Source organism: Rhizobium sophoriradicis, from assembly GCF_025200795.1.
Classification (GTDB): domain Bacteria; phylum Pseudomonadota; class Alphaproteobacteria; order Rhizobiales; family Rhizobiaceae; genus Rhizobium; species Rhizobium sophoriradicis.
Map to the genome: position 1 here is coordinate 4,395,890 of NZ_CP104152.1, position 25,861 is coordinate 4,421,750.

Consider the following 25,861-nt stretch of genomic DNA (forward strand, 5'->3'; position numbering starts at 1 on the left):
CAGGAAATGGACGATGCCTGCTTCCCGCATGTTTCTGCTCGCCGGCCTCTTGGCCGTTCTGTCGCCTGCAATTGCAGCCGCCGATTCGCCGAAGGTGGGTAAGCCTGGGCTCGGGCCGCTCAATAGGGGCTCGACGCTTTGCGATTTTCGCGGCTGCTTCGGCTTCGGGCCGCAGCAATGGCATCGCCCCGCCTATGTTCAGCCGAACTACCGCCCGCGCGGCGCCGGCCCGACCTATTATCTGCCGGGTGCGGCCGGGCGGCCGCAGCTGACCTATGATCCGCCGCCGGTGCGGAGGGTTCAGCCGGCTGCTCGCGATATGAACAAGCATATCGCCTGGTGCACCAACGAGTACCGCTCCTACAATCCGCGGAGCGATCACTTCCTCACCTATGAGGGCGTCTACCGGGTCTGCCGATCGCCCTATCGCTGAGGTCAGCTTTCGAGCGAGGCGCGGTCGACATGACCGAGATCGCGGCCGGGCTCGACGATGTCGCGAACCCGCTGCTTCAGCTCCTTCGGCCCTGGGAAACCGCCGTCGCGCTTGCGCTCCCAGATGAGATCGCCATTGACGCGGATCTCGAAATTGCCGCCGGTGCCGGGGATCAACGCCACTTCGCCGAGGCTGTCGGAAAAGGTATGCAGCAGCTCCTGCGCCATCCAGGCGGAGCGCAGCAGCCAGTTGCACTGGGTGCAGTAGAGGATCGAGACGCGGGCTTTTTCGGTCATGGCGATTTCCTTTCGTTCCGCTTGGTTTAAGCGCGTTGACGTGGCCGCGCAATTGCTCTGATAGAAGCGTCTTGCCTATGGTCTTGCGGCATGGTCTCCTCCACGTCGATCATATCGGGAACGCCTATGCGAGTCGCTGTCGTCGAAAACATGAAGAATACCGGTCTTGGGGCGCTTGCCAGAGCGCTCGACGAGGCGGGCGCTGAGATCGAGTGGTTTCGCGTCTGGCAGGACGGCATCCTGCCGCTCGATATAGCGAGCCATGACGCGCTGGTTGTTCTCGGCGGGGAGCAGAGCGCGCTGGATGACGAGGCCCATCCCTACCTGCCGGAGCTCGCCCGGCTTGCCCGCCGCTTCGGCGATGCCGGCAAGGCCGTGCTCGGCATCTGCCTCGGCAGCCAAATCCTCGCTCGCGCCTATGGCGCCGACAATCATCTCGGCACCGCCCGCGAATTCGGCTGGCACAGGATCGGCGTCACCGCCGAGGGCCGGGCCGATCCGCTGCTATCGGCGCTTGGCGGCGAGTTCACGATCTTCGAATGGCATGCCGACACCTTTGCCCTGCCCGAGGGCGCGGTGCGCCTGGCGACGAGCTCCGTCGCCGATAACCAGGCCTTCCGCATCGGCCGCGCCGTCTACGGCACCCAGTTCCATTTCGAGGCCGACCAAGCGGTCGTCGAGCAGTGGAAGGCGGAATTTCCCGAAACGATCGCCCGCATCGCCCCCGGGTGGCTGGAAAACCATGCCGAACTGGCGGCGCACCATGGCGTTGCCGCCGGTGCCGCCGGCCTGGCCATCGCGCGTGCCTGGGTCAGCCTGATCACCCCGGCAGAGATCGGAATATTGTCGGAGGCCTCGGCTTGAGAGGCGAAGCGATGCCGGTAGGCGAATTTGAAAGGATGGCGGCGGGTGAGTGGTATTGCTGCCTCGACGATGAGCTCGATCGCCTGCGCCAGCAGGCGCGCCTCGCCGTTCACGCCCATAACACGCTGTCCCCGGATGAGCGCGGGGCCGTCGCCCCGGCGCTCAGGGCGCTCTTTGCGATCGCGGCGCCCGACATCTTCATCGAAGCGCCGTTTCACTGCTCCTACGGCATCAATATCACCCTCGGCGAGCGTGTCTATTTCAATGCCGGCTGCACCATCCTCGATTCCGGCCGGGTGACGATCGGTGACCGCACCATGCTCGGGCCGGGCGTGCAGATCTATTGTGCCGAACATCACAAGGATCCCGCACTGCGCAGCCAGGGTATCGAGATCGCCCGGCCGGTTGCGATCGGCAGCGACGTCTGGATCGGCGGGGCCGCCGTCATCCTCAGTGGCGTGACCATCGGCGATGGCGCGATCGTCGGCGCCGGCGCCGTCGTAACGAAGGATGTGCCGCCGGGTGCAACCGTGGTCGGCAATCCGGCGCGCGCCCGATGAACCGCCTCTGAGATTTACGCCGGCGGGCTCCCTCGACAACGGCGCCAGCTCCGCTAGATCACGTGGCGGAAGGGGAGAGATATCATGACGGCACACAATTTACCCATGGAAGGCGGCTGCCGTTGCGGCCGGGTGCGGTTGAAGATCAGCGCGCCGCCGCTGCTGACCATGGCCTGCCACTGCACGGGCTGCCAGAGGATGACTGCGAGCGCCTATTCGCTGAGTGCCGCCATCCCCAGCGAAGGCTTCGAGGTGACGAAAGGCGAGCCGGTCATCGGCGGCCTGCACGGCACGACGAAACACTACTTCTGCCCGCATTGCATGAGCTGGATGTTCACCCGCCCGGAAGGCATGGACTGGTTCGTCAATCTGCGCGTCACGATGCTCGATGACCCCAGCTGGTTCACGCCGTACATCGAGACATGGACGAGCGAGAAGCTGCCCTTTGCCGAGACCGGCGCGGTGCACAGCTACGCGGCGCTGCCCGAGATGGCGGCCTATGAAGGACTGGTGAAGGAATATATGGGCAGCGCGTGACTCAAAACTGCCTGTATTTGGCGAACGGCAGGCCATGCTTTGCGACATCCTCATTTTGCTCCGCGATCGCCTCGGCATTTTCAATTCGCCAAAGTCTTTCGCGTTCTGCACGAGGCAGCGCTTCATCGTCGCTTGTTTTTTGACGGGCTTTGCCGCGCTTGCTAATCGTTGGATCGGTATTTGCGCCAGCCGATGCAGGCTTTCCCGTCGCTCGGCTTTCATTCATGGCAGCTTCTCCCTAGCAAATGCCAACGCATTAGCGCTGGCATCATACCTTGTTCTTCTCCGGGCGCTACACCTCGTCAATACGACTTCCCAGCGACCGACGTGCTTTCCTTTTTTCAGAACTTCATTCGCGCGGGCCGGATGCCGTCGAAGCTTCTCGCAGTTCGATTCTGAAACTCGCTACGCCAGTGACGAAGCCAAATCTGGAAGGCGGGATGAGGACCTATATCTCGCTGAACGACTGATGGAGCGTGACCACGTCTCCTCCGTCATACTCGGGCCTGTCCCTGGGCCTGTCCCGAGCATCTGCAGCCGGTTGATATGTTGGCAGATCCTCGGCACAAGGCCGAGGACGACGGAGAAATAGAGCGATGCTTGTCAACAAACCAAGGAGACTCAGGACTCTTCGTCGAAGAGAGGCCCTGCGAAAGCCTATTCGTCGCCCATCTTCAACGCTGCGATGAAGGCTTCCTGCGGAATCTCCACCTTGCCGAACTGGCGCATGCGCTTCTTGCCGGCCTTCTGCTTGTCGAGCAGCTTGCGCTTGCGGGTGGCGTCGCCGCCGTAGCATTTCGCGGTCACGTCCTTGCGCAGCGCCGAGATCGTCTCGCGGGCGATGACGTTGCCGCCGATCGCCGCCTGGATCGGGATCTTGAACATGTGCTTCGGGATCAGTTCCTTGAGCTTCTCGCACATGTCGCGGCCGCGCTTTTCGGCGGCGGTGCGGTGCACCATCATCGATAGCGCGTCGACCGGTTCGCCGTTGACGAGGATCGACATCTTCACGAGGTTGCCCTCGCGGTGATCGGTGAGCGTATAGTCGAAGGAGGCATAGCCTTTCGAGATCGACTTCAGCCGGTCGTAGAAATCGAAGACGACTTCGTTGAGCGGCAGGTCGTAGGTCAGCATCGCGCGCGTGCCGACATAGGTCAGTTCGATCTGGATGCCGCGGCGATCCTGGCAGAGCTTCAGGATGCCGCCGAGATAATCGTCGGGTGTTAGGATCGTCGCGCGGATCCACGGCTCGTGGATCTCCGAGATCTTGACGACGTCGGGCATGTCGGCCGGGTTGTGCAACTCGCGTTCCGTGCCGTCGGTCATGAACATCTTGTAGACGACGGAGGGGGCGGTGGCGATGAGGTCGAGGTCGAACTCGCGCTCCAGCCGCTCTTGGATGATTTCGAGATGCAGCAAGCCGAGGAAGCCGCAGCGGAAGCCGAAGCCGAGGGCGGCAGACGATTCCATTTCGAAGGAGAAGGAGGCGTCGTTGAGGCGAAGCTTGCCCATGGCGGCGCGCAGATCCTCGAAATCGGCGGCATCAACAGGGAAGAGCCCGCAGAACACCACCGGCTGCGCCGGCTTGAAGCCCGGCAGTGCCTGTGCGGTCGGCCGCTTGTCCTCGGTGATCGTATCGCCGACGCGGGTATCGGCCACTTCCTTGATCGAGGCGGTGATGAAGCCGATCTCGCCGGGGCCGAGGCTGTCGACATTGACCATCTTCGGCGTCAGCACCCCAACGCGCTCCACCTGGTATTTCGCATCCGTGCCCATCATGCGAATGGTCTGGCCCTTGGTCAGGACGCCGTCGATGATGCGCACGAGAACCATGACGCCGAGATAGGTGTCGTACCAGCTGTCGACAAGCAGCGCCTTCAGCGGCGCCTTTTCGCCGCCAGGGCTCTTCGGCGCCGGCAGCTTGTGGACGATCGCTTCGAGCACATCGGGAATGCCGAGGCCTGTTTTGGCCGAGATCAGCACGGCCTCCGAAGCGTCGATGCCGATCACCTCCTCGATCTGTTCCTTGATGCGGTCGGGTTCGGCGGCCGGCAGGTCGATCTTGTTGAGCACGGTGACGAGCTCGTGATTGTTGTCGATCGCCTGGTAGACGTTGGCGAGCGTCTGCGCTTCCACACCCTGGCTGGCGTCGACGACGAGCAACGAGCCCTCGCAGGCCGACAGCGACCGCGAGACTTCATAGGCGAAGTCGACGTGACCGGGCGTGTCGATCAGGTTGAGGATGTATTTCTCGCCATTGTCGGCCTGGTAGTGCAGGCGCACGGTCTGAGCCTTGATGGTGATGCCGCGCTCGCGCTCGATATCCATATTGTCGAGCACCTGCTCGGACATTTCACGCTCGGCAAGGCCGCCCGTCGTCTGAATCAGGCGGTCGGCCAGCGTCGATTTGCCGTGGTCGATATGGGCCACGATCGAGAAGTTGCGGATATGGGACAGCGGAGTGGTCGAATTGGTGCTCATGCGCGCCATATAGCAGCGCCGCCCCCGGCCGCAAAGCGGTAATTATCCCGCCGTTTACGCTATTTTACGAGGCGGTCGAGCGCGTCTCAGACCGGCCAGGTCTCCAGCCGCCAGGCGGAATCCCAGAACATCCATTCATATTGCGAGGCGCGCACGAAAACATCGGTCATCTCTATGCGTTCCGCCGGCGAGGCGGCGCGGGCGGCTATGTCGGTCAGCGCGATCACCTCGCGGGCGCCGGCGGCAAATTGCGGATCGCCATAGGTGTTGATCCAGGCCTGAAAGGCATTGCCCTCGATAACCGGCCGGTTCTTGATCGCCTCGCCGACATGCCAGTAGATCCAGAAGCAGGGGAGAATGGCGGAAAGCGCCACCGCGTAGGAGCGGTGATAGGCTGTGGCCAGCAGAAAATTGGTATAGGCAAAGCAGGTGGGCGACGGCTCGGCCGCGGTCACATCCGCAGCCGTGATGCCGAATTGGGTGAGAAAGCCGGCATGCAGGCCCTGCTCGACGGTGATCGCCTTCTGGGCCGAGCCGAGGAAACGCAGCACCTGCGCATTGTCGGGCGCCTTGGCGGCGACGATGGCAAGGCAGCGTGCATAGTGCTTGAGATAAAGCGCGTCCTGCAGGATGTAGTGGCGAAAGATTTCCGGCGGCAGCGTGCCGTCGGAGAGCCGCGTCAGAAGCGGCAGTGCCTCGATCTCGGCCATGATGGGCGCAATCCTGTCCCAGGCGGCGGTCGTGAAGCTTGCCGTCAGTTCCGTGTTCTGCGTGCTGGCGTCCATTCGTCTCTCCATCGACCGCGCTGACATATACCGGCCAGGCTGCGGTGAAAGCAAGGTGCGTGCGCACCGCCTATGGGCTTGATTCCATCATCGGATCATGCATTTCTCTTATAGTAGATAACGGATCGGAAGATGGAACAGCAACTCGAACAGGCGATCGGCATTCGCATCCGCACGCTGCGGCTGGAAAAGGGCTTGACGCTGGACGATCTTGCCACCGCCTCCGGCGTCAGCCGCGCCATGATTTCACGCATCGAACGGGCCGAGGCGAGCCCGACGGCCTCGCTGCTGGCAAGGATCTGCGCCGCCCTCGGCCTGTCCCTCTCGGCCTTTTTCGCAGAGGAGGGGCAGCAGGCCTCGCCGCTCGCCCGCCGGCAGGAGCAGCAGGTCTGGCGCGATCCGGAAACCGGTTACATCAGGCGGTCGGTCTCGGCGCCCGGCACGGCCTCCGATGTCGATATTGTCGAGGTCGAATTTCCCGCCGGCGCCCGCGTCAGCTTTCCCCCGCACGCGGCCTCGCGCGGCATGACGCAGCATGTCTGGCTGTTCGATGGCGAGCTGGAGATGACGGCCGGTGAGACGCTCTACCGCCTGCGTCCCGGCGACTGCCTCTTCATGCCGGTCGGCGAGGGTCATGTGTTCCACAATCCCGGCAACGCACCGGCGCGCTATTGCGTCGTTCTCGATCGCGGCGGCCGATAACAGCTTCATTTCAGGAGAACAGCATGCCTGACATTCGCACCCTTTCCGCCGAGGAGGCGCGCGCCGCCATTCCCGCCCTGTCGGAAGTGCTTGCCGATTGCGTCGCCGGCGGCGCTTCGGTCGGCTTCATGCAGCCCTATGCGCCTGAAGATGCCGAGTCCTATTGGCATGACGTCGCCGATGCCGTTGCCGCGGGCGGCAATCTGCTGCTGGTCGCCGAACTCGGCGGCAGCATCGTCGGTACCGTGCAGGTGGGCGCTGCCCAGATGCCGAACCAGCCGCATCGCGGTGATCTGAAGAAACTGCTGGTGCATCGCTCCGCTCGCGGCAGGGGTCTCGCCCGGCTGCTGATGGATGCCGCCGAGCGGGAGGCGAGAAAGCGCGGCAAAACCCTGCTCGTGCTCGACACGGCAACCGGCAGCGATGCCGAGGCGATTTATCCGCGCCTCGGCTGGGAGCGCGTCGGCGTCATCCCCGATTACGCGCTGTGGCCGCAAGGCGGCTTCTGCGATACCACCCTGTTCTACAAGCGGCTCGCCTGATTGCGCCGGCTCCACTCACGCCGTATGGCTGAAGGCGGAAAGCGTCTCGTGCAGCTTGGCGCCCGCCGTCCATTGCGCCGCGCTCCAGCCGAACTGCCGCGCCACCTCGATGTTTTCCGCCATATCGTCGATGAAGGCGATTTCGCCGGGCAGGGCGCCGGCGCGTTCGGTCGCCAGCCGGAAAAACTCCGGCGAAGGTTTGCGGTGCCCGAGCGCGGCGGAATAGATGATGCCGTCGACATGCGCGCCGAGGCCGGCCTCTTCCATCAGATAGCGCGCCCGCCTGTGCTCCTGATTGGTCGCCAGAAAGAGGGCAACACCGCTTTGCCGGAGGGCGGCAAGCTCTTCCAAGAGATTGAGATCGAGGCGGGAATCGTTTTCGAACCAATAATCGATCAGGGTTGCGGCGCTGAGATGGGGCGCGATCTCTGCAAGCACGGCCGAGAGTCGCGGTTCCAACGCCTCGCGGCCGATGACGATATCGTTCCAGTGGGTCTGGAAGAATGCCTGCTGCAGCAGGTCCAGGCGCAGCCCAAGGTCGCGTTCCAGATAGGTGAAGAGAGGCAGGCCATCGGCCGGCCGGCCATGAATGAGCACGCCGTCGACATCGACCATCAGCACTTTCATGCGGAAAATTTCCTCGTTCTGAAAATATCGGCGAAGGTGGCGTTATTTAGCTCGGCGATCAAGCCGACACGCCGCTTTTTCGTTGGAGCGAAGCCGTGTAAACCTCGATGTTCAATCAGGGGCAGGATCTGCAATGCGCGTCATCTATTCCGAGGATCACAAGCTGCGTGACGCCAGGACCGAGCTCTACGCCGGCCAGCTGGTGACGCCCTTCGAGGCGCCTTTCCGCGCCGAATGGATCCTGGCGGCGGTGAAGGAGGCGGGCTTTGCCGATGTCGTCGCGCCCGATGCACACGGGCTGGAAACGGCCAACAAAGTGCATGATCCCGCCTATCTCGATTTTCTCGCCACCGTCTGGGACCGATGGGTGGCGGCCGGCTTCAAAGGCGAGGCGATCGCCAATTCCTTCCCGGTGCGCCGCACCAGCCAGCGCGTGCCCGACAATATCGTTGGCGCGATCGGCCATTATGCCAATGCCGCCGATACCTCGATCACCAACGGCTCCTACGAGGCGGCGATCGCCTCGATGCGTTGCGCCATAACGGGCGCCGACTGGCTGGCGGAGGACCATCGTTTCGCCTTCGCGCTCTGCCGCCCGCCCGGCCATCACGCCGGCATCGATCTCTTCGGCGGCTATTGCTTCATCAACAATGCCGGTGTCGCCGCCCAGCGGCTGCTCGATCATGGGGCGGCCAAGGTTGCCGTGCTCGATGTCGATTTCCACCATGGCAACGGCACCCAGGATCTCTTTTATCACAGAGGCGATGTTTTCACCGCCTCACTGCATGGCGATCCGATGCACGCCTTTCCCTATTTCCTCGGCCATGCCGAAGAGGAGGGCGAGGGGGCGGGCACGGGGACCAACCGCAATTATCCGATGCCTCCGGGCACGCCTTTCGAGGTCTGGTCCTCTGCCCTTGCCGATGCGCTTGCTCGCATCAAGGCCTTCGGCGCCGAGGCAATCGTCGTCGCACTCGGTGTCGACACCTTCGAGCGCGATCCGATCTCCTTCTTCCGCCTTACCTCCGACGATTTCATCCGTATGGGCGCGATGATATCCGCTGCCGGCCTGCCGGTGCTTGCCTGCATGGAAGGCGGCTACGGCGTTCCCGAGATCGGGCGCAATGTCGCCAATGTTCTCAAGGGTCTGGAAGCCTGATCGCTTGATATGACCGACGAGACCGATCCATCCGATATCCCGACCTCACGCATGCTGAGCTGGGCGCGCAACTCCGCCATCTATCGCCTGGAGCGGCGGATGATGACGGAAAAGCAGCTCTTCGACGCCATCACCCGCAAGGCCAGGGAGAAGTTCGAAGACATCAGCGCGGGCCAGCTCAAGGCCGTTGCCGATTTCGCTGTCAAATTTGCCTATGACAACAAGCTGCTCGACGATGGCGCCTATGCCGAGATCAGCACGCGCTCTGCCGTACGCGGCGGCAAGTCGAAGCGTGCGATCGCCCAGAAGCTTGCTGCCAAAGGTGTCGCGAGCGACAAGGTCGAGGCCGCACTCGGAGAGGCTGACGATCTCTATGCCGCGACCATATTCGCCCGCAAACGCGCCTTCGGCCCTTTTCGTCGTGTCGAACTCGACGACAAGCGCAAGGCAAAGGAAATGTCGGCCTTCGCCCGCAACGGTTTCAGCTTCGAGATCGGCAGGAAGGTCTTCGATATGAGTGTCGAAGACGCCGAAGAGGTGATCTTCTCCGGCCGTCTCTGAGATGCATCAGGTCTTTTGCTGCCTCGATCAGAAGATTGAATTTGTCGGTTGCAAGCGGCCTCCGTATGAAGAGCGCTCGATCGGAGATGCGGATGAAAGACGGAACGAACGACGGCGCCGGCGTGCTGGCATTGGAAACGCCTGCAACGTCCTCTGGCCTGGCGGCCGGCGGGCTGATGTGCCTCCTGTCCATGTCTTCGATCCAGTTCGGCGCAGCTCTGTCTTCCCACGCGATCACCACCTATGGACCGGCCGGCGCGAGCTGGCTGCGCCTCGTCTTTGCCGCCATCATCCTGGTCGTCGCCGTCCGTCCGCGCATCTTCAGCTACTCGAGAGAGCAATGGACAAGCGCGCTCGTTCTCGGCACGACGACAGCATTGATGACCATGAGTTTTTTCGCAGCGATCGAGCGCATTCCGCTTGGCCTTGCCGTGGCGATCGATTTTCTCGGCCCGCTTTCGGTCGCGACCATCGGTTACGGTCTCAGCCGGCGTCTCGTCTGGCCGCTCATTGCCGCGCTTGGCGTGCTGGCGCTTGCCCATGACGGCGAAGGCTGGATCGGCGATATGTGGGGCATTCTCTTTGCCGGCGGCGCGGGGACGGGCTGGGCGATCTATATCGTGCTGACCAAGAAAATCGGCGCCAGCTTCAATGGCCTGGAAGGGCTTTCCATGTCGCTGATGGTTGCTGCTGCGGTTGCGACGCCCTTCGGCTTTTCGGGCGCAGCGCCGGCGCTTGATACTTATGGCCTGATCGAAATGGCGGGCCTCGCTGTTCTCGTGCCGCTGCTGCCCTATACGCTGGAGCTGATTGCCCTGCGGCGCATGCCGACGACGTCATTCGGCATTCTCATGAGTCTGGAACCGGCCATTGCGGCTCTGGCAGGCTTCCTCATTCTGATGCAGCCGATGACGTTTCTGCAGATGGCAGGGACGGCTCTGGTCGTTGCCGCAAGCGCCGGCGCAACCTTCTCAGCCAGGCAATGATGCGTCCGCCCGCCTTCTTCGTGGGGTCGTCGAGCGCCGGATTGTAGAACAGCGACAGCGTCAGGCTCTTGGCGATCCGCTCCGCCGTCCCCATGAACCAGGCCTTGGCCTCCGGCGACGGGGCGACATCGTCGAGCGTTGCGGCAAATAGCGCCAGCCACTTCGGAAAGAGATCCGGCGTCAGATCCGCGACGCCGGTATGCGCCTGCACCGGCTTGCCGCCATAGGCGCCGCTGCGGAAGGCGACGGCCGACCAGAAGCTCTTCATCTTCTCCATATGCTCCGGCCAGCGGCCGGAGAGCCTGGCGTCGAACACCGGACCGAGATCGGGATGCGTCAGGACGCGCCCGTAAAAAGTCTCGACCAGCCTGCCGATGAAGACCTCGTCGACGCCCATCGCCCGCATCTCGACCTCCGCCCTTTCGCGGATCGCCGCGACATGGGCAGGACGGCCCTGAATGTCATTATCCATCATGAACCCCGGCGCCGCATGATGCGGCGCCCTCTCATATAGGTGTTTGCGCAGGCGCGCCAAAGGCATGCTTGCGGCTTGCGGCAATCTGTCAGCCGGCCTGTCTGCACCCTTGACCGCCATTGGCTCCTTCTTTAGATTTAGAATAATTCTAAATTATGGAGATTAGTTATGTTGGCGCGATTTTTCAGATCACCGAAACGGTCTTTCGAGTCGCTGTCCGAGCAGGAGATTCTCGCCCTCGCAATCGCCTCCGAGGAAGACGATGCCCGCATCTATCTTGCCTATGCCGACAGGCTGCGGAACGAATTCCCGGCCTCGGCAAAGGTTTTCGAAGATATGGCCGAGGTCGAGGATACCCATCGCAAATCCCTGATCGAGATCCATCGCCAGCGTTTCGGCGAGCGCATCCCGCTGATCCGGCGCGAACATGTGCAGGGCTTCTACGAACGCAAGCCCGACTGGCTCAGGGCAAGCCTTTCGCTCGATGCGATACGGCAGGAGACCGAGGCAATGGAGGAGCAGGCCTACCGCTTCTATGTCGAGGCGGCAAAGCGGACCTCGGACGCCTCGACGCGCGAGCTTCTCGGTGATCTGGCGCTGGCCGAGCAGGGACATGAAGATATTGCCCGCATGCTGGGCGACAAACATACGCCCGAAGACGTCAAGCGCGATGAGGACGAGGCGGCCCACCGGCAATTCGTGCTGACCTATGTGCAGCCGGGCCTTGCCGGGCTGATGGACGGCTCGGTCTCGACGCTGGCGCCGATCTTTGCCGCCGCCTTTGCCACCCAGGACACCTGGCAGACCTTCCTCGTCGGCCTTTCCGCATCCGTCGGTGCCGGCATCTCGATGGGCTTCACCGAGGCCGCCCATGACGACGGCAAGATCTCCGGCAGGGGGTCGCCGGTCAAGCGCGGCCTTGCCTGCGGCATCATGACGACGCTCGGCGGCCTCGGCCACGCGCTGCCCTATCTGATCCCGCATTTCTGGACGGCGACGATCACCGCCGGCGTCATCGTTTTCTTCGAACTCTGGGCAATCGCCTTCATCCAGAACCGCTACATGGAAACGCCGTTCCTGCGCGCCGCCTTCCAGGTGGTGCTCGGCGGCAGCTTGGTGCTCGGTGCGGGGATTTTGATCGGGAATGGGTGAGCTGCGGTCGGGCAGAGCCCGAGCAATCGATCGAGTGAATCGATTGCAGCAGCGAACGCCCGGAGCCATGCGGAGGGCCGGCTTGACCTTCGTGAGGACCATTTCGTTGTGCTGCGACCCCAATTGATTGAGGAAACCGGTGCGTCCAGCCGATCTCCCCACCTGTGGGGGAGATGCCCGGCAGGGCAGAGGGGGCTCTTTCTGCGCATAAACTGACTTGGGAGGAGAGGCGAAGCTAGCCCCAAAAGCAAAAGGCCGGCTTTCGCCGGCCTTTTCCCCGCATCCCCCTAAGAATGTCAGCGCAGTGCGCCGACCAGAACGTCGCGGCCGTTCTCGATGGTGACCCAGCGGCCGGCATTGTAGCTCGACTGCCGCTTGACGAAGGAATAAGGCGTTCCGAACCACGGCTTGACGTCGACGGCGAGGTTGTCGAGCACAAAGTCGCCCTCGGCGCTGCGCAGCGTCAGGACGGCATGGCCCTCACCGTCAGGCTTGCGCACGACGGTCATCAGCAGATCGGCGGCCGGAATGCCGCGCTGGATCAGGATGCGGCGCTTCAGGAGCGCGAAATCCTCGCAGTCGCCGGCAGTCGTTGGGTAGGCCCAGACTTCATCCTTGCCGTAGATTTCCTTGTCGGTCATCGGTGTGATCGTGCGGTTGACCGTGGCGTTGATCGAACGGACGAGCGACCACTTGGCCGGGGTCATCTCGACAGGGCCCGCATTGCGGTTTGCGCCGCATTCACTGCTGTGGGTCTGACAGAAATCGTAATGGCCGATCGGCTGCGAAGTGGCGTTGCCTGTTACCATGGAAGCATTTCTGCTTGGAGCTGGGATGGCGGCTGTCGCCATCGCAAACACGGCCATCATGGCCACAAAGATACCTTTGATCCGCACGCCCGCTCTTTCCTCGATCGCCCCTTAATTATTAACAAACTGTTAATGGAGAGGGCCGAGAAGAGTCAATCGTTACTTCTCGGGAGGACCTTGCGACCCGTCGACATGGTTAAAATGCAACATGACGCGGGCTTGGCTCAGCAGCTCATTGCCCGGCCATGGCGGTGCGGATGACGCCTTTGACGGCGCTCAGAATAAGGGCGATATCGCCTGGGCGGGACAGGCGATGGTCGCCATCACGGATGAAGGTCAGCACCACGTCGTCGGCAGGAAGGTGCTCGACAAGCCTCATCGCATGCGCATGCGGCACGTCGGGATCCTTCATGCCCTGGAGGATATGCACCGGGCAGCCCGTCTCGATCATGCCGTCGAGCACGCGGTTCTTACGGCCGTCCTCGATCAGTGCCAGCGTATAGATGTTCGGTTCCGGACTGTATTGCGAGCGCTCCTCGAAATAGCCGCGCTCGGCCAGCGACTTGCGCTCCTTGGCCTTCAGGTTCGGCTCGATCAGTTCGGAAGTGAAATCGGGCGCCGGCGCGATCAGCACCATTCCTTCGAGTTTTGGGCCTTCGAGCTTCGGACCGTCCAGTCGCGCCAGCTCCTGCGCCAGCCTGAGCGCAATCCAGCCTCCCATCGAGGAGCCGACGAGAATGACCCGCTCGGGCGCGACGTGGCGGATGACGGTCAGCGCCTCCTCCAGCCAGCGTGAGATCGTGCCGTCGCGGAAGCTGCCGCCGGAAAGCCCGTGGCCGGAATAGTCGAGGCGGATACAGGCGGTACCGAGTTCGCCCGCCAGTCCGTCGAGCTCCAACGCTTTGGTGCCGCTCATGTCGGAACGGTAGCCGGACAACCAAACGAGCGTCGGAGCATTATTTGCGGCATGCGCCGGGCGCACCAGCATGGCGATCTCACGCGCCGCTTCGCCTTCGCCGACCGTCAGGAACTGCGGCTGGAGATTGGGCATCTGATCGGACATCGGCAAAACTCCTATTGTTTTGGCCTATAAAACAGATTCTTGGCAGGCTGACAGCACGTGATTTTTCCGCTAAAGGATGATATTGACTCCGTTGCAGCGATAACGAGATACGTTTGTGCACCCTGATCGGGAGCGCGCGGCTGCAACGTTCCGAAACAACGCGAGGAGAATACGACCATTCGCAGACCTTTTAAGACCGATGCGCCCGTGAAGGACGGCCCGCGCTCGAACCGTGAAATCCGCATTCCCAAAGTTCAGCTGATCGCGGCTGACGGACAGAATATGGGCATCGTGCCCACCGACCAGGCCTTGAGAATGGCAGAAGAAGCCGGCCTCGATCTCGTCGAAATTTCTCCCAATGCCGAACCGCCGGTGTGCAAGATCCTCGATCTGGGCAAGCTGAAATATGCCAACCAGAAGAAGGCTGCCGAGGCGCGCAAGAAGCAGAAGATCGTCGAAGTCAAAGAAATCAAGATGCGCCCGAATATCGACACCCATGATTATGAGGTGAAGATGAAGGCGATGGGCCGCTTCTTCGACGAGGGCGACAAGGTCAAGGTGACGCTGAAGTTCCGCGGCCGTGAAATGGCCCACCAGGAACTCGGCATGAAGCTTCTGCAGCAGGTCAAGGCCGATACGACCGAGATCGCCAAGGTCGAAGCCGAGCCCAAGCTCGAAGGCCGCCAGATGATGATGGTGCTGGCGCCGAAGTAAGCGCCAGATACTTTTTCGCCCAAGGCCGTCCGCAAGGGCGGCTTTTGTGCTTTCGGCCATCCCGCCTCCGGGTTGGCGAAGATTCCTCCGCGGCCCCGTTGCACTTTCACCACGCTGCGGTTATAAGCGCGCGTCCGAACTGACCGGCAGGGCATGCCGTGGCAGTTTCGAATGCTTGCGGAACGGTTCGTCGCCGAAGCCGCAGATCAACAACAAACGCTCCCGCACCTTGTTGCGACGGCCGGAGAACCGGACTTCGCGAGAGGGCTTTTTTGATGAAGCGCGCAGGGAGGACAGAAGGAGTAGCAAAATGCCCAAGATGAAGACGAAGTCCTCTGCCAAGAAGCGGTTCAAGATCACCGCCACGGGCAAGGTCAAGGCTGCCGCTGCCGGCAAGCGCCATGGCATGATCAAGCGTACCAACAAGTTCATTCGCGATGCACGCGGCACCATGGTTCTCGCAGAACCGGATGGCCGCAAGGTTATCAAGAATTACCTGCCGAACGGTCTCTGAGACTCGTCCGCGAACGCTAGATTTAAGGAGATCATGATATGGCACGCGTAAAAAGAGGCGTCACCGCCCACGCCAAGCACAAGAAGGTTCTGAAGGCCGCCAAGGGCTTTTATGGCCGCCGTAAGAACACCATCCGCGCCGCCAAGGCCGCTGTCGACCGGTCGAAGCAGTACGCCTACCGCGACCGCAAGGTCAACAAGCGCAACTTCCGTGCGCTCTGGATCCAGCGCATCAACGCTGCCGTCCGCGAATTCGGCCTGACCTACGGCCGCTTCATCGACGGTCTGAACAAGGCCGGCATCGAAGTCGACCGCAAGGTTCTCTCCGACATGGCGATCCACGAGCCGGAAGCATTCGGCGCGCTCGTCAATGCTGCCAAGAAGGCCCTTGAGTACCTCAAGGAAACCGGTACGGCCAACGAGTTTGAAGGCGCGGTTCGTTAACCAGCGCTTCCCAGGCTCTATGCTTATCGAATTTTGGGAAACCCGCGCTGGTTTGGGCTAGCGCGGGTTTTTCTTTCTTTATATCCCTTGCGCCGGTCGGCGCCGCCTGCCTCCCGATCCCCGCCTGATACTGGACGGAAAGAAGTGACAATGTCAGATATCGACCAGCTCAACTCATCGCTGCTCGCGGAAATCGCCGCCGCCAATGACGAGGCCGCCCTGGAAGCCGTGCGCGTGTCTGCGCTGGGCAAGAAGGGCTCGGTCTCGGAACTCCTGAAGACGCTCGGCGCGATGACGCCGGAGGAGCGCCAGACCAAGGGCGCTGCGATCAACGCCCTGAAGAATGCCGTGACGGACGCCATCGCCGAACGCAAGTCGGTGCTGAAAATGGCGGCGGTCAATGCGCGGCTGAAGGCCGAGACGGTCGATGTCAGCCTGCCGGTGCGCTCCTCGCCGGCTGAGCGCGGCCGCATCCACCCGATCAGCCAGATCGTCGACGAGATCACCGCAATCTTCGCAGATATGGGCTTCTCGATTGCCGAAGGCCCCGATATCGAGACCGATTACTACAATTTCACCGCTCTCAATTTCCCCGAAGGCCATCCGGCCCGCGAGATGCACGACACCTTCTTCTTCAATCCGGACAAGAATGGCGAGCGCAAGGTGCTGCGCACCCATACCTCGCCGGTGCAGGTGCGCACCATGGAGGCGCAAAAGCCGCCGATCCGCATCATCATCCCCGGCAAGACTTATCGGCAGGACTCGGACGCCACCCATTCGCCTATGTTCCATCAGGTCGAGGGCCTGGTGATCGACAAGAAGGCCAATGTCGCCAATATCCGCTGGGTGCTCGAGGAGTTCTGCAAGACCTTCTTCGAGGTCGACAGCGTGACGATGCGCTTCCGCCCGTCCTTCTTTCCCTTCACCGAGCCCTCTTTCGAGGTCGATATCCAGTGCGACCGCTCCGGCCCGATCGTCAAGTTCGGCGAAGGCACCGACTGGATGGAGATTCTCGGCTGCGGCATGGTCCATCCGAACGTGCTGCGCTACGGCGGGCTCGATCCGGACGAATATCAGGGTTTTGCCTGGGGCATGGGCCTCGACCGCATCGCCATGCTGAAATACGGCATGCCCGACCTGCGCGACTTCTTCAATGCCGACGTCCGCTGGATGACGCATTACGGCTTCCGCCCGCTCGACATGCCGACGCTGTTCGGCGGCCTCAGCGCTTGAACGGAGATTTGGAACGATGAAATTCACGCTCTCCTGGCTGAAAGAGCATCTGGAAACGGATGCCACGCTCGATGAAATCTGCACCCGCCTGACCGAGATCGGGCTGGAGGTGGAGGATGTCGACGACAAGGCGGCGTTCAAGCCCTTCGTCATCGCCAGAGTTGTTTCGGCGGAAAAACATCCGCAAGCCGATCGCCTGAAGGTGCTGATGGTCGACACCGGCTCCGGTTCACCGGTCCAGGTCGTCTGCGGCGCCCCGAATGCGCGCGCCGGCCTTATCGGCGCCTTCGCAGCACCCGGGACTTATGTTCCCGGTATCGACGTGACGCTTGCCGTCGGCAATATCCGCGGCGTCGAAAGCCGCGGCATGATGTGCTCCGAAAAAGAACTGCAGATCTCCGACAATCACGACGGCATCATCGATCTGCCCGACGATGCGCCGGTGGGTCAAAGCTACGCAGCATATGCGCATCTCGACGACCCGGTCATCGAGATCAACCTGACGCCGAACAGGCCGGACTGCACCTCGATCCACGGCATCGCCCGCGATCTCGCCGCCTCCGGGCTCGGCACGTTGAAGACCCGGACCGCGCCGTCATTTTCCGTGGAAGGCGAGACGCCGATCAAGCTGACGCTCGATCTCGACGATGCCAAGCTCTGCCCCGGCTTTTCGCTCCGCCTCGTGCGCGGCGTCAGGAACGGCCCGAGCCCGCGCTGGATGCAGCAGCGGCTGACCGCCATCGGGCTGCGCCCCATCAATGCGCTGGTCGATATCACCAATTACATGACCTTCGATCAGGGCCGGCCGATGCACGTCTTCGACGCCGCCAAGGTCAAGGGCAACCTCACCGTCCGTCGCGCCAGGGAAGGCGAGACCGTGCTGGCGCTCGACCAGCGCGAATACAAGCTCGGTCCGAACAACGTCGTCATATCAGATGAAGACGGGATCGAATCGATCGGCGGCATCATGGGCGGCGAACACTCCGGCTGCGACGAGAACACCGTCGACGTGCTGATCGAATCGGCCCTCTGGGACCCGATGAACATCGCCAAATCGGGCCGCAGCCTGGGTATTATCACCGATGCGCGCTACCGTTTCGAGCGCGGCGTCGATCCGGAATATATGGTTCCCGGTCTCGAACGCACGACGGAACTGGTGCTCGAACTCTGCGGCGGCACGGCCGCGAGGGCCGAGGTCGTCGGATACAAGCCTCACGAGCCGAAGGTCGTCGATTTCCCCTATTCGGAGGTCAAGCGCCTAACCGGCCTGGAAGTCTCGACGGAGGAAAGCAACTCGATCCTCGCTCGCCTCGGCTTCACGGTTTCCGGCTCCGGCGAACGCGTTTCCGTCTCCGTTCCGTCGTGGCGCCCCGATGTCGACGGCAAGGCCGATCTCGTCGAGGAGGTCATGCGCATCCACGGCGTCGACAAGATCAAGCCGGCGCCGCTCGAAAGCCATGCCGCCGTCAACGGCAGGATCCTGACCACGCTGCAGATCCGCACCCGGGCGGCCAAGCGTGCGCTTGCCTCGCGCGGCATGCTGGAGGCCGTCACCTGGTCCTTCATTCCGGAAGATCAGGCGAAGCTCTTCGGCGGCGGCTCGCCGGCCCTCAAGCTTGCCAATCCGATCGCTGCCGAAATGTCGGATATGCGCCCCTCGCTGCTGCCGGGCCTGCTGACGGCGGCCCAGCGCAATGCCGACAAGGGTTATGGCGACGTGGCGATTTTCGAGGTCTCGGGCACCTATGAGAACGACAGACCGGACGGTCAGCGTCGCGTTGCCGGCGGCATCCGCCGCGGCACCGCCTCGCTCGCCGGAGGGGGCCGCATGTGGTCGAATGCTGTGAAGGGCGGCGGCAAACCGGTCGACGTCTTCGACGCCAAGGCCGATGCGCTCGCCGTCATCGAAGCTTGCGGCTTGCCGATGGGCAATATCCAGATCGAGCAGGGCGGCCCGGAATGGTATCATCCCGGCCGCTCCGGCACGATCAAGATGGGGCCGAAGGTGGTGCTCGGTTACTTCGGTGAATTCCACCCGTTGACGCTGGAAGCGCTCGATGTCTCCGGCGCCCTCTGTGGCTTCGAGGTCTATCTCGACGCGATGGCCGAGCCGAAGAAGAAGGCGACCCGCACCAAGCCGGCGCTGGAACTGTCACCCTTCCAGGCGGTCAAGCGCGACTTCGCCTTCGTCGTCGACAAGACGGTGGAATCGGGCGCCATCATCAAGGCTGCGACCGGGGCAGACCGCAGACTGGTCACCGGCGTCAACGTCTTCGACATCTTCGAAGGTGCGTCTGTCGGCGAAGGCAAGAAATCGGTGGCGATCGAGGTTCAGATCCAGCCGGTCGAGCGCACGTTGACGGATGAAGATTTCGAAGCGCTGACGCAGAAGATCGTGGCGAGCGTCGCGAAATTCACCGGCGGCGTCCTCAGAAGCTGATCCCGCGGTCTCCCGAAAACAAAGAACCGGTCGTTGCGGCGGCCGGTTCTTTCACGTGTGAAGATGGTAGAGCTTGCTGACGATCACCCATCGGCCGTCGATCTTCAGCAATGAGAGATAGTCGGTAAAGCGCATTCCGGCGAAATCGTCGGTGACCTTGACGCTCGCCGCCTCACCCTCGACATCGACGCTTTGTATATCCATGAAGGGCTGCGTGCCGGGCGGCGCCGGTTCCTCCGCCAGGATCGCGGTGATGAATTCGTCCCGGGTCAGCCATTCGACGGCATTCTGGTAATAGCCGATGATCGAGCTTTGCGGGTGAAAGGCCTTCTTCAAGGCTGCCGCATTGCCGAAGGCCATGCCTTCGACATAGAGATGAACCGTCTGTTCGACTGCTTGCCTGTCCGACATGTTTCCATCCCGTTCTCCGAGATGGGGTTAGATAGTTTCGTCGGCGGCGAAGGCAAGCCCGGCCGATTGTATCAGGCCGGGCTTCTTCGATTACAGATTCGTCATCGCAAGCGAGGCGTCCGAAGCGTTTTCCCGCCACCTGTGCGGCGGGGATCGCTTCGCCGAGCTGCTGGAGCTCTGCTGCGCTCAGCGTGATATCGGCGGCGGCGGCGTTCTGTTCGAGATGGTGAAGCTTGCGGGCGCCGGGGATCGGCACGATGTCGTCGCCCTGGCTGAGCACCCAGGCCAGCGCCAGCTGCGCCGCCGTCACCCCCTTCTCGGCGGCAAGCCGCTCGAGCGCTGCGACGAGGGCGGCGTTGGCCTCAAAATTTTCCGCCTGGAAGCGCGGCACCTGCCGGCGGAAATCGTCGGCGGCGAGATCGTCGGCCTTGCGGATCGCCCCCGTCAGGAAGCCGCGGCCGAGCGGGCTGTAGGGCACGAAACCGATGCCGAGTTCGCGGCAGGTGGCAAGCACGTCCTCTTCGGGATCGCGGGTCCAGAGCGAATATTCACTCTGCAGCGCTGCGATCGGATGGACCGCTTGCGCCCGGCGGATGGTGGCGCTGCCGGCTTCCGAGAGGCCGAGCGCGCGAACTTTGCCTTCCCTCACCAGCTCGGCCATGACGCCGACAGTCTCCTCGATCGGCACGTTGGGGTCGACCCGGTGCTGGTAGAGCAGGTCGATGGTCTCGATGCCGAGACGTTTCAGCGAAGCCTCGGCAACCTCTCTGATATGTTCGGGGCGGCTGTCGACGCCGGTGATGGCGGCAGCGCCCGCCTTACTGGTATCGATCTTGAAGCCGAATTTGGTGGCGATCACCACACGATCGCGGAAAGGCTTCAGCGCCTTTCCGAGAAGAACCTCGTTGGTAAACGGGCCGTAGACCTCGGCAGTGTCGAAGAAGGTGACGCCGAGATCGACGGCGCGATGGAGCGTCCGGATCGATTCCGCTTCGTCACTGGCGCCATAGGCAAAGCTCATGCCCATGCAGCCGAGGCCGACGGCGGAGACGGTCAAATCATTTCCGAGTTTACGGGTCTTCATGATGGGGTTCCTTTGCTGAGCTGATTTTGGACCGCTGGAAGCATGATGCCGACACGTGTGAGCGATTTCGGATCACGCTTCCGGAGAAATCGTTGATTGGCGGTACGGACAGACCATAACGGCCACCGATCGATCGGAAAATACATGCAGTTTCAAACAAGCTGTTCTATTGTTTCGATCAATGAACAGGACACAGCTCTCCCAACTCGCCGTTCTTGCCGCCGTTTCGGAGCATCACAGCTTCCGGGCCGCGGCCAGGGAACTCCTCGTCGCGCCGTCAGCGATCAGCCATGCGATCTCAAGTCTCGAGGAAAGCCTGGGCGTCAGGCTTCTGGCGCGCACCACCCGCAGCGTCGCGCCGACCGAAGAAGGGCGCCTGCTTCTCGAGACGCTGCGACCGGCGCTGGAGGAGATCGATATTGCGTTGGAGGCCGTCCGCGACACGCGCGCCAAGCCCGCGGGAAACCTGCGCATTACCGCCCCGCGCTTCGCCTCGGATATCCTGCTTGCTCCGCGCCTCGGCGATTTTCTCAATCTCTATCCCGATATCACCTTGGAGATCGCCAATGAGGACGGCTTCACCGATATCGTCAAGGAAGGTTTCGATGCCGGCCTGAGGCTGGAAGAGAGTTTGGAGGCCGATATGATCGCGGTCAGGTTCTCGCCCAATCTGACGACTGTCATCGCCGCCTCGCGGGACTATTTCGAGCGCCATCCGAAGCCGGAGCATCCGCGTGATCTCGTCAATCATCGATGCATCAAACGACGCTTCACCAACGGCTCCATCTATCGTTGGGAATTCGAAAAGGACGGTGAGGAACTCGTCGTTGCCGTCGACGGGCCGCTGGTTGTCAGCGAGGACCGGCTGGCCCTGCTCGCGGCACTGAACGGCGCCGGCCTTGCCTATCTCTTCGATATGCGGGTGCATGCGGAACTGGCGAGCGGCAGGCTTGTGCGCGTGCTGGAGGATTGGTGCGCGCCCTATCCCGGGCCGTTTCTCTATTATCCGAGCCGGCGGCAGATGCGTCCGGCGCTGCGCGCCTTCATCGATTTTTTCAGATATGTCGAGAAGGATAGGGGCGGCCGCTAGGAGCCGCCCGTTCCTGGATCCGTCAGGCAGCCTTCGCCTTCTGGTTTGCCGCGGTCGTGGCGAGCCGGGAGAGCGTCTTGTCGGTGGCCGTCTCCTCCTGCAGCGTCTGGTCGAGAAGGCTGACGACATCCTTGAGGCCGAGCGTCGCAGCCCAGGTTTTCAGCGTTCCGTAACGGGCGATTTCATAGTGCTCGACGGCCTGGGCTGCCGAGATCAGGCCGGCATCCAGCGCCGGTGTGCCCTTGAACTCCTCCATGATTTCCTCGCCTTCGGCGATAATGCCCTGGATCGCCTCGCAGGTCTTGCCCTGGGCGCGCTTGCCAATCTTCTCGAAGACCTGCTGCAGGCGCTCGACCTGGGCTTCGGTTTCCTCGAGGTGCTTCTGGAAGCCTGCCTTCAGTTCGGAGGACTGAGCGGCGCGCGCCATCTTCGGCAGGGCGCGCAATATCTGCCGCTCGGCGAAATAAATGTCCTTGAGCGTGTCATAGAAGAGATCTTCCAACGTCTTTTCCTTGGCCATTTTCTCGATCCTTGTTTTGGGAAAGGCCGCGAACGCGGCGACACATTAAGAAGCAAGGATCGCGGAAATTGTTCCCGAGCGAATTCGGGTGGACTGGAAATCGGCTCCGGGCAATCATCCCGCCTTTGACGCCGGGAGAAAAATGATGCGGAAGCCGGGTTCGATGAAAGGTCTGGAGGATCTTGGCCGGGTGCGGCTATCGCGGAATTTCTTCTTCCGCGATTTCCTGCATTCCGAAATCGCCGATTTCTATCGCATCCCCAACATTCCCGAGGATCCCGATCTGGCAATCGAGGCGGGGAGGCGGCTTTGCGAGGATCTGCTGGAGCCGCTGGAGGCAACGTTCGGGCGCCTGCACATCCGCTCCGGCTATCGCTCGCCTGATGTCAACAGGTTCGGCAACGAGAACAAGCTGAACTGCTCGACCAATGCCGCCACTGCAGCCCATCACATCTGGGATATCAGGGATTTCGACGGCTGCATGGGCGCCGCCGTCTGCATCGCCGTGCCGTGGATGATCGACCGCTATCGCGATGAAAGCGATTGGCAGCGGCTCGCCTGGTGGATCCACGACCACCTGCCTTATGCATCGCTCTGTTTCTTCCCCAAGCTCTGGGCCTTCAATATCCAGTGGCACGAACAGCCGAAGCGGATCATCCAGAGTTATGTCAGCCCGCGCGGCATCCTCACCAAGCCAGGCATGGCGAACTGGGAGGGCGATCACGGCGCTTTCTACGAGGGATTTCCCGCGCTCAGAAGCTGATGCGATAGCGGATGTGGCCGTCGCTCTCGACATAGCTGTCATAGAGGGCCCGGGCCGTCTTGTTGTTTTCGTTCGTATGCCAATAAAGCCGCGACCAGCCATTCGCCTTCCCGAGCGCCACGAGATCGTTCATCAGCGCCCGGCCGACGCCCTTGCCGCGCGCATCGGGATCGACGAACAGGTCTTCGAGATAGCAGTCCCTGCCGCGGATCCAAGTGCCCTCATGGGTGAGATAGAGCGCAAAACCGATGATCCTGCCGTCGATGTCGGCGACCCGCATCGCGATCGCCGAGGCGGGATCGAAGACCCGCCGCCATGTCTGGTCGGTGATATCGGCCTCGACAGTCACGTCATAAAAGTCGAGATAGGCCGCCCAGAGTTCGCGCCAGCGGGTTTCGTCCTCAGGGCGGGCATCGCGTATCGTCACCGTCATGGCTCGGTTCCTTCAGTGCCGGCTTCGTCGAGCAGCGCCATCGCCTCATCGGAGAGGGACAGTGTCGCCGCTCTCGCCAGGCTTTCGAGTTGCGACAGGCTGGTAGCGCTGGCGATCGGCGCCGTCACGCCTTTCTTGCGCAAGAGCCAGGCAAGCGAGATTTCCGCAGGCTTGGCGCCCGTCTCGGCAGACACCTTGTCGAGTGCCGCAAGGATGCGCAGACCCCTTTCGTCTAAATATTTGGAGACGCGGCCCTCGCGTGCCCGGCCCTGCGTATCGGTCTTGCTGCGATATTTACCGGTGAGAAAGCCGGCGGCCAAGCTGAAGTAGGTGATGACGCCGATATCCTTGTTGACGCAAAGTTCAGCGAGCGATCCCTCGAAGCTTGCGCGCTCATAGAGATTATATTCTGGCTGCAGCACGTCGTAGCGTGGCAACCCAGCCTTTTCGGCCGCATCGAGGGAGGCCTTCAAAAGGCCCGCATCATAGTTCGAGCAGCCGATGGCGCGAATTTTTCCTTGCTGTTTCAGCTTGGCAAAAGCGCCGAGCGTTTCCTCGTGCGGCGTATCGGCATCCGGCCAGTGCGAGAGATAGAGATCGATGTAGTCTGTCTGCAGCCGGCTGAGCGACGCTTCGACCGCTTTCAGAATATAGCTCTCCTTCAGCGTCTTTCCGTGACCCATGTCCGAACCGACCTTGGTGATGATGACGGCTTTGTCGCGCGAAACCCCTGATTGCTTCAGCCAGCGCCCGATGATCTCCTCGGAATCGCCGCCCTTGTTGGCCGGAACCCAGGAGGAATAGACATCCGCCGTATCGATCGCGTTCAGGCCCGCATCGAAAAAGGCGTCGAGAATGGCAAAGGATGTTTTTTCATCGGCCGTCCAGCCGAAGACATTGCCGCCGATGACGATCGGCGCGACCGAAAGCCCTGTTTTTCCAAGCCGGCGCATTTCCATGACGCTCTCCAAAATCGTTAACTGAGTGAAATCGCGGATGCGGCAGAACGCCGCCCCGGAGCATGATGCCGAAAAGTGTATGCGGTTTTCGGACGACATCATGCTCTAACGATCTGAGCTAAACTAGCGCGATGCCGGCATCCGGGAAACCAAACTTCCGTGATTTCATGTCGCACCATTGCGCCGCAGCTGAGCCCTGAATATGGTTCGCGGACATCAGTCTGGGAGGCTTGGACATGCTGCGTTTCGGTATCATTTCGACGGCGAAGATCGGGCGCGACAACGTCGTGCCTGCCATTCAGGACGCGGAAAATTGTGTCGTCACGGCGATTGCGAGCCGCGATCTCGGGCGTGCAAGGGAGATGGCTGACCGCTTTTCCGTGCCGCACGCCTTCGGCTCCTATGAGGAGATGCTGGCTTCTGACGTCATCGACGCCGTCTATATCCCGCTGCCGACCTCGCAGCATATCGAATGGTCGATCAAGGCAGCCGATGCCGGCAAGCATGTGCTCTGCGAAAAGCCCTTGGCGCTGAAGGCCGACGATATCGACGCGGTGATCGCCGCTCGCGACCGCAATAAGGTGGTGGTCACGGAAGCCTATATGGTCACCTATTCGCCGGTCTGGCAGAAGGTGCGTTCACTGATCGATGACGGCGCGATCGGTTCGCTCCGGCATGTGCAGGGCGCCTTCACCTATTTCAACCGCGATCCCGCCAACATGCGCAACGTTCCCGAGCTCGGCGGCGGCGGGCTTCCCGATATCGGCGTCTATCCCGTCATGAGCACGCGATTTTCGACCGGCAAGGAACCGCTCCGGATCCAGGCGATCACCGAGCGCGATCCGGATTTCGGCACCGATATCGATTCGAGCGTCAAGGCCGACTTCGACGATTTCGAGTTGAGCTTCTATGTCTCGACGCAGATGGCCAACCGCCAGATCATGGTCTTTCACGGCACCGACGGTTACATCGAGGTCAAGTCGCCCTTCAACGCCAATCGCTGGGGGCCGGAGGAGATCGAACTGGCCGATCGCAGCCACAATGAATCGCGCATCTTCCGCTTCCAGGACAATCGACAGTACAGGCGCGAGGTCGAGGCTTTCTCTCGGGCGGTAAAAAGCGGCAAGGAAGAGATCGTCACGCTCGAAAATTCGAAGCTGAACCAGAAAGTGATCGATGCGATCTATCGCGCCAGCGAGAAGGACGGCTGGGAGGCGGTCTGATG

General features: G+C 62.0%; 28 protein-coding genes and 4 pseudogenes. 19 read left to right on the forward strand and 13 right to left on the reverse strand.

Features of this window, described 5'->3' with window-relative positions; genetic code table 11:
• The first annotated feature begins 13 nt into the window (after positions 1-13).
• A complete protein-coding gene (locus N2597_RS21445) occupies positions 14-433 on the forward strand; it encodes a BA14K family protein (RefSeq protein ID WP_096763091.1) in 420 nt (139 codons plus the stop codon).
• 2 nt (positions 434-435) lie between these two features.
• On the opposite strand, the gene N2597_RS21450 is transcribed toward N2597_RS21445, so the two are convergent.
• Positions 436-729 carry an Rdx family protein gene (locus N2597_RS21450; RefSeq protein WP_009990553.1) on the reverse strand — a complete coding sequence of 98 codons (294 nt, stop codon included), beginning with the start codon at positions 727-729 and terminating at the stop codon, positions 436-438.
• A gap of 126 nt (positions 730-855) precedes the next feature.
• On the opposite strand from N2597_RS21450, the gene N2597_RS21455 reads away from it, so the two are divergent.
• The 4 genes and pseudogenes from N2597_RS21455 (at position 856) to N2597_RS21465 (ending at position 2,690) form a co-directional block, all read left to right on the forward strand.
• Positions 856-1,593 (forward strand): type 1 glutamine amidotransferase, encoded by a 738-nt coding sequence (locus tag N2597_RS21455; RefSeq protein WP_183599459.1) that lies wholly within the window; start codon positions 856-858, stop codon positions 1,591-1,593.
• A gap of 35 nt (positions 1,594-1,628) precedes the next feature.
• Positions 1,629-1,709, forward strand: a pseudogene (locus N2597_RS33740) (maltose acetyltransferase domain-containing protein); the annotation flags it as partial.
• A 294-nt stretch (positions 1,710-2,003) separates the two neighbouring features.
• Positions 2,004-2,144 (forward strand): annotated as a pseudogene (locus N2597_RS33745) (DapH/DapD/GlmU-related protein); the annotation flags it as partial.
• Between the two features lie 93 nt (positions 2,145-2,237).
• Positions 2,238-2,690, forward strand: a complete 453-nt coding sequence (locus N2597_RS21465; protein WP_183599463.1) for a GFA family protein — start codon at positions 2,238-2,240, stop codon at positions 2,688-2,690.
• A 1-nt stretch (position 2,691) separates the two neighbouring features.
• Here the strand turns inward: N2597_RS21465 and N2597_RS21470 are convergent, their stop codons facing one another.
• The 3 genes from N2597_RS21470 to tenA all read right to left on the reverse strand — a co-directional run bounded on the left by N2597_RS21470 (position 2,692) and on the right by tenA (position 5,956).
• The gene (locus N2597_RS21470; RefSeq protein ID WP_183599465.1) at positions 2,692-2,916 is read right to left on the reverse strand and encodes a type II toxin-antitoxin system CcdA family antitoxin; all 225 of its coding nucleotides are present in this window, start codon (positions 2,914-2,916) and stop codon (positions 2,692-2,694) included.
• 431 nt (positions 2,917-3,347) lie between these two features.
• Positions 3,348-5,180 carry a translation elongation factor 4 gene (gene lepA / locus N2597_RS21475; RefSeq protein WP_039617341.1) on the reverse strand — a complete coding sequence of 611 codons (1,833 nt, stop codon included), beginning with the start codon at positions 5,178-5,180 and terminating at the stop codon, positions 3,348-3,350.
• A gap of 77 nt (positions 5,181-5,257) precedes the next feature.
• Positions 5,258-5,956: a thiaminase II gene (tenA, locus tag N2597_RS21480; RefSeq protein ID WP_010059890.1), complete on the reverse strand. Its 699-nt coding sequence runs from the start codon at positions 5,954-5,956 to the stop codon at positions 5,258-5,260.
• 132 nt (positions 5,957-6,088) lie between these two features.
• Here tenA and N2597_RS21485 point away from each other — a divergent pair, with 132 nt between their 5' ends.
• A complete protein-coding gene (locus N2597_RS21485) occupies positions 6,089-6,658 on the forward strand; it encodes a type II toxin-antitoxin system RelB family anti-toxin (protein WP_009995108.1) in 570 nt (189 codons plus the stop codon).
• Positions 6,659-6,681: 23 nt separating this feature from the next.
• Entirely contained in the window at positions 6,682-7,200 is a 519-nt protein-coding gene (locus N2597_RS21490; RefSeq protein WP_009995107.1) for a GNAT family N-acetyltransferase, read from the forward strand.
• 15 nt (positions 7,201-7,215) lie between these two features.
• On the opposite strand, the gene N2597_RS21495 is transcribed toward N2597_RS21490, so the two are convergent.
• A complete protein-coding gene (locus N2597_RS21495; RefSeq protein ID WP_183599467.1) occupies positions 7,216-7,827 on the reverse strand; it encodes an HAD-IA family hydrolase in 612 nt (203 codons plus the stop codon).
• 133 nt (positions 7,828-7,960) lie between these two features.
• On the opposite strand from N2597_RS21495, the gene N2597_RS21500 reads away from it, so the two are divergent.
• From N2597_RS21500 to N2597_RS21510, 3 genes are all read left to right on the forward strand, one after another.
• Positions 7,961-8,986: a histone deacetylase family protein gene (locus N2597_RS21500; RefSeq protein WP_038686270.1), complete on the forward strand. Its 1,026-nt coding sequence runs from the start codon at positions 7,961-7,963 to the stop codon at positions 8,984-8,986.
• Positions 8,987-8,995: 9 nt separating this feature from the next.
• The gene (recX, locus tag N2597_RS21505; protein ID WP_038686272.1) at positions 8,996-9,547 is read left to right on the forward strand and encodes a recombination regulator RecX; all 552 of its coding nucleotides are present in this window, start codon (positions 8,996-8,998) and stop codon (positions 9,545-9,547) included.
• Positions 9,548-9,639: 92 nt separating this feature from the next.
• Entirely contained in the window at positions 9,640-10,533 is an 894-nt protein-coding gene (locus N2597_RS21510; protein WP_077991304.1) for an EamA family transporter, read from the forward strand.
• A 13-nt stretch (positions 10,534-10,546) separates the two neighbouring features.
• Here N2597_RS21510 and N2597_RS21515 read toward each other — a convergent pair.
• Positions 10,547-11,005: pseudogene (locus N2597_RS21515) on the reverse strand (group III truncated hemoglobin); the annotation flags it as partial.
• A 171-nt stretch (positions 11,006-11,176) separates the two neighbouring features.
• Between N2597_RS21515 and mbfA the strand changes: the two are divergent.
• On the forward strand, positions 11,177-12,160 hold the full coding sequence (gene mbfA, locus N2597_RS21520) for an iron exporter MbfA (RefSeq protein ID WP_038686276.1): 984 nt from the start codon (positions 11,177-11,179) through the stop codon (positions 12,158-12,160).
• Between the two features lie 296 nt (positions 12,161-12,456).
• On the opposite strand, the gene N2597_RS21525 is transcribed toward mbfA, so the two are convergent.
• Both N2597_RS21525 and N2597_RS21530 read right to left on the reverse strand, forming a co-directional pair.
• The gene (locus N2597_RS21525) at positions 12,457-13,056 is read right to left on the reverse strand and encodes a transglutaminase-like cysteine peptidase (RefSeq protein ID WP_077991299.1); all 600 of its coding nucleotides are present in this window, start codon (positions 13,054-13,056) and stop codon (positions 12,457-12,459) included.
• Positions 13,057-13,201: 145 nt separating this feature from the next.
• Positions 13,202-14,032 (reverse strand): alpha/beta hydrolase, encoded by an 831-nt coding sequence (locus N2597_RS21530; RefSeq protein WP_183599469.1) that lies wholly within the window; start codon positions 14,030-14,032, stop codon positions 13,202-13,204.
• A 177-nt stretch (positions 14,033-14,209) separates the two neighbouring features.
• Between N2597_RS21530 and infC the strand changes: the two genes are divergently transcribed.
• The 5 genes from infC (at position 14,210) to pheT (ending at position 19,376) form a co-directional block, all read left to right on the forward strand.
• Complete coding sequence (infC, locus tag N2597_RS21535) at positions 14,210-14,746, forward strand: translation initiation factor IF-3 (protein WP_077991295.1); 537 nt, start codon at positions 14,210-14,212, stop codon at positions 14,744-14,746.
• A 310-nt stretch (positions 14,747-15,056) separates the two neighbouring features.
• Positions 15,057-15,260 (forward strand): 50S ribosomal protein L35, encoded by a 204-nt coding sequence (gene rpmI, locus N2597_RS21540; RefSeq protein WP_003570998.1) that lies wholly within the window; start codon positions 15,057-15,059, stop codon positions 15,258-15,260.
• Positions 15,261-15,298: 38 nt separating this feature from the next.
• Complete coding sequence (gene rplT / locus N2597_RS21545; RefSeq protein ID WP_004673860.1) at positions 15,299-15,703, forward strand: 50S ribosomal protein L20; 405 nt, start codon at positions 15,299-15,301, stop codon at positions 15,701-15,703.
• 150 nt (positions 15,704-15,853) lie between these two features.
• Positions 15,854-16,936: a phenylalanine--tRNA ligase subunit alpha gene (gene pheS, locus N2597_RS21550; RefSeq protein ID WP_077991293.1), complete on the forward strand. Its 1,083-nt coding sequence runs from the start codon at positions 15,854-15,856 to the stop codon at positions 16,934-16,936.
• 16 nt (positions 16,937-16,952) lie between these two features.
• Positions 16,953-19,376, forward strand: a complete 2,424-nt coding sequence (gene pheT / locus N2597_RS21555; protein ID WP_077991290.1) for a phenylalanine--tRNA ligase subunit beta — start codon at positions 16,953-16,955, stop codon at positions 19,374-19,376.
• Between the two features lie 51 nt (positions 19,377-19,427).
• Here pheT and N2597_RS21560 read toward each other — a convergent pair whose 3' ends face one another.
• Complete coding sequence (locus N2597_RS21560) at positions 19,428-19,787, reverse strand: nuclear transport factor 2 family protein (protein WP_010043541.1); 360 nt, start codon at positions 19,785-19,787, stop codon at positions 19,428-19,430.
• Positions 19,788-19,877: 90 nt separating this feature from the next.
• A pseudogene (locus tag N2597_RS21565) lies at positions 19,878-20,871 on the reverse strand (aldo/keto reductase).
• A gap of 181 nt (positions 20,872-21,052) precedes the next feature.
• On the opposite strand from N2597_RS21565, the gene N2597_RS21570 reads away from it, so the two are divergent.
• Positions 21,053-21,961 carry a LysR family transcriptional regulator gene (locus tag N2597_RS21570; RefSeq protein ID WP_077991319.1) on the forward strand — a complete coding sequence of 303 codons (909 nt, stop codon included), beginning with the start codon at positions 21,053-21,055 and terminating at the stop codon, positions 21,959-21,961.
• A gap of 22 nt (positions 21,962-21,983) precedes the next feature.
• Here the strand turns inward: N2597_RS21570 and N2597_RS21575 are convergent, their stop codons facing one another.
• The gene (locus N2597_RS21575) at positions 21,984-22,481 is read right to left on the reverse strand and encodes a YciE/YciF ferroxidase family protein (RefSeq protein WP_009995079.1); all 498 of its coding nucleotides are present in this window, start codon (positions 22,479-22,481) and stop codon (positions 21,984-21,986) included.
• A 145-nt stretch (positions 22,482-22,626) separates the two neighbouring features.
• Between N2597_RS21575 and N2597_RS21580 the strand changes: the two genes are divergently transcribed.
• Complete coding sequence (locus tag N2597_RS21580) at positions 22,627-23,244, forward strand: hypothetical protein (protein WP_038686288.1); 618 nt, start codon at positions 22,627-22,629, stop codon at positions 23,242-23,244.
• On the opposite strand, the gene N2597_RS21585 is transcribed toward N2597_RS21580, so the two are convergent.
• Positions 23,234-23,677, reverse strand: coding sequence for a GNAT family N-acetyltransferase (locus N2597_RS21585; protein WP_009995078.1), 444 nt, complete (start codon positions 23,675-23,677; stop codon positions 23,234-23,236). The genes N2597_RS21580 and N2597_RS21585 overlap by 11 nt on opposite strands.
• The gene (locus tag N2597_RS21590) at positions 23,674-24,636 is read right to left on the reverse strand and encodes an aldo/keto reductase (protein WP_077991288.1); all 963 of its coding nucleotides are present in this window, start codon (positions 24,634-24,636) and stop codon (positions 23,674-23,676) included. Before N2597_RS21590 ends, N2597_RS21585 begins: the two co-directional genes overlap by 4 nt.
• Before the next feature lie 236 nt (positions 24,637-24,872).
• Here N2597_RS21590 and N2597_RS21595 point away from each other — a divergent pair, with 236 nt between their 5' ends.
• Entirely contained in the window at positions 24,873-25,859 is a 987-nt protein-coding gene (locus N2597_RS21595; RefSeq protein WP_183599471.1) for a Gfo/Idh/MocA family protein, read from the forward strand.
• Positions 25,860-25,861: the final 2 nt, after the last annotated feature.

Excerpts from the sequence above, each read along its gene's own strand:
- N2597_RS21595 (WP_183599471.1), top strand. The coding sequence starts at position 24,873 with ATGCTGCGTTTCGGTATCATTTCGACGGCGAAGATCGGGCGCGACAAC.
- N2597_RS21575 (WP_009995079.1), bottom strand. The coding sequence starts at position 22,481 with ATGGCCAAGGAAAAGACGTTGGAAGATCTCTTCTATGACACGCTCAAG.
- rpmI (WP_003570998.1), top strand. The coding sequence starts at position 15,057 with ATGCCCAAGATGAAGACGAAGTCCTCTGCCAAGAAGCGGTTCAAGATC.
- tenA (WP_010059890.1), bottom strand. The coding sequence starts at position 5,956 with ATGGACGCCAGCACGCAGAACACGGAACTGACGGCAAGCTTCACGACC.
- rplT (WP_004673860.1), top strand. The coding sequence starts at position 15,299 with ATGGCACGCGTAAAAAGAGGCGTCACCGCCCACGCCAAGCACAAGAAG.
- N2597_RS21465 (WP_183599463.1), top strand. The coding sequence starts at position 2,238 with ATGACGGCACACAATTTACCCATGGAAGGCGGCTGCCGTTGCGGCCGG.
- N2597_RS21450 (WP_009990553.1), bottom strand. The coding sequence starts at position 729 with ATGACCGAAAAAGCCCGCGTCTCGATCCTCTACTGCACCCAGTGCAAC.
- pheT (WP_077991290.1), top strand. The coding sequence starts at position 16,953 with ATGAAATTCACGCTCTCCTGGCTGAAAGAGCATCTGGAAACGGATGCC.
- recX (WP_038686272.1), top strand. The coding sequence starts at position 8,996 with ATGACCGACGAGACCGATCCATCCGATATCCCGACCTCACGCATGCTG.
- N2597_RS21530 (WP_183599469.1), bottom strand. The coding sequence starts at position 14,032 with ATGTCCGATCAGATGCCCAATCTCCAGCCGCAGTTCCTGACGGTCGGC.
- N2597_RS21485 (WP_009995108.1), top strand. The coding sequence starts at position 6,089 with ATGGAACAGCAACTCGAACAGGCGATCGGCATTCGCATCCGCACGCTG.
- N2597_RS21560 (WP_010043541.1), bottom strand. The coding sequence starts at position 19,787 with ATGTCGGACAGGCAAGCAGTCGAACAGACGGTTCATCTCTATGTCGAA.
- N2597_RS21510 (WP_077991304.1), top strand. The coding sequence starts at position 9,640 with ATGAAAGACGGAACGAACGACGGCGCCGGCGTGCTGGCATTGGAAACG.
- N2597_RS21470 (WP_183599465.1), bottom strand. The coding sequence starts at position 2,916 with ATGAATGAAAGCCGAGCGACGGGAAAGCCTGCATCGGCTGGCGCAAAT.
- N2597_RS21585 (WP_009995078.1), bottom strand. The coding sequence starts at position 23,677 with ATGACGGTGACGATACGCGATGCCCGCCCTGAGGACGAAACCCGCTGG.
- pheS (WP_077991293.1), top strand. The coding sequence starts at position 15,854 with ATGTCAGATATCGACCAGCTCAACTCATCGCTGCTCGCGGAAATCGCC.
- N2597_RS21445 (WP_096763091.1), top strand. The coding sequence starts at position 14 with ATGCCTGCTTCCCGCATGTTTCTGCTCGCCGGCCTCTTGGCCGTTCTG.
- N2597_RS21580 (WP_038686288.1), top strand. The coding sequence starts at position 22,627 with ATGCGGAAGCCGGGTTCGATGAAAGGTCTGGAGGATCTTGGCCGGGTG.
- N2597_RS21455 (WP_183599459.1), top strand. The coding sequence starts at position 856 with ATGCGAGTCGCTGTCGTCGAAAACATGAAGAATACCGGTCTTGGGGCG.
- N2597_RS21490 (WP_009995107.1), top strand. The coding sequence starts at position 6,682 with ATGCCTGACATTCGCACCCTTTCCGCCGAGGAGGCGCGCGCCGCCATT.
- N2597_RS21590 (WP_077991288.1), bottom strand. The coding sequence starts at position 24,636 with ATGGAAATGCGCCGGCTTGGAAAAACAGGGCTTTCGGTCGCGCCGATC.
- N2597_RS21570 (WP_077991319.1), top strand. The coding sequence starts at position 21,053 with ATGAACAGGACACAGCTCTCCCAACTCGCCGTTCTTGCCGCCGTTTCG.
- mbfA (WP_038686276.1), top strand. The coding sequence starts at position 11,177 with ATGTTGGCGCGATTTTTCAGATCACCGAAACGGTCTTTCGAGTCGCTG.
- lepA (WP_039617341.1), bottom strand. The coding sequence starts at position 5,180 with ATGGCGCGCATGAGCACCAATTCGACCACTCCGCTGTCCCATATCCGC.
- N2597_RS21500 (WP_038686270.1), top strand. The coding sequence starts at position 7,961 with ATGCGCGTCATCTATTCCGAGGATCACAAGCTGCGTGACGCCAGGACC.
- N2597_RS21495 (WP_183599467.1), bottom strand. The coding sequence starts at position 7,827 with ATGAAAGTGCTGATGGTCGATGTCGACGGCGTGCTCATTCATGGCCGG.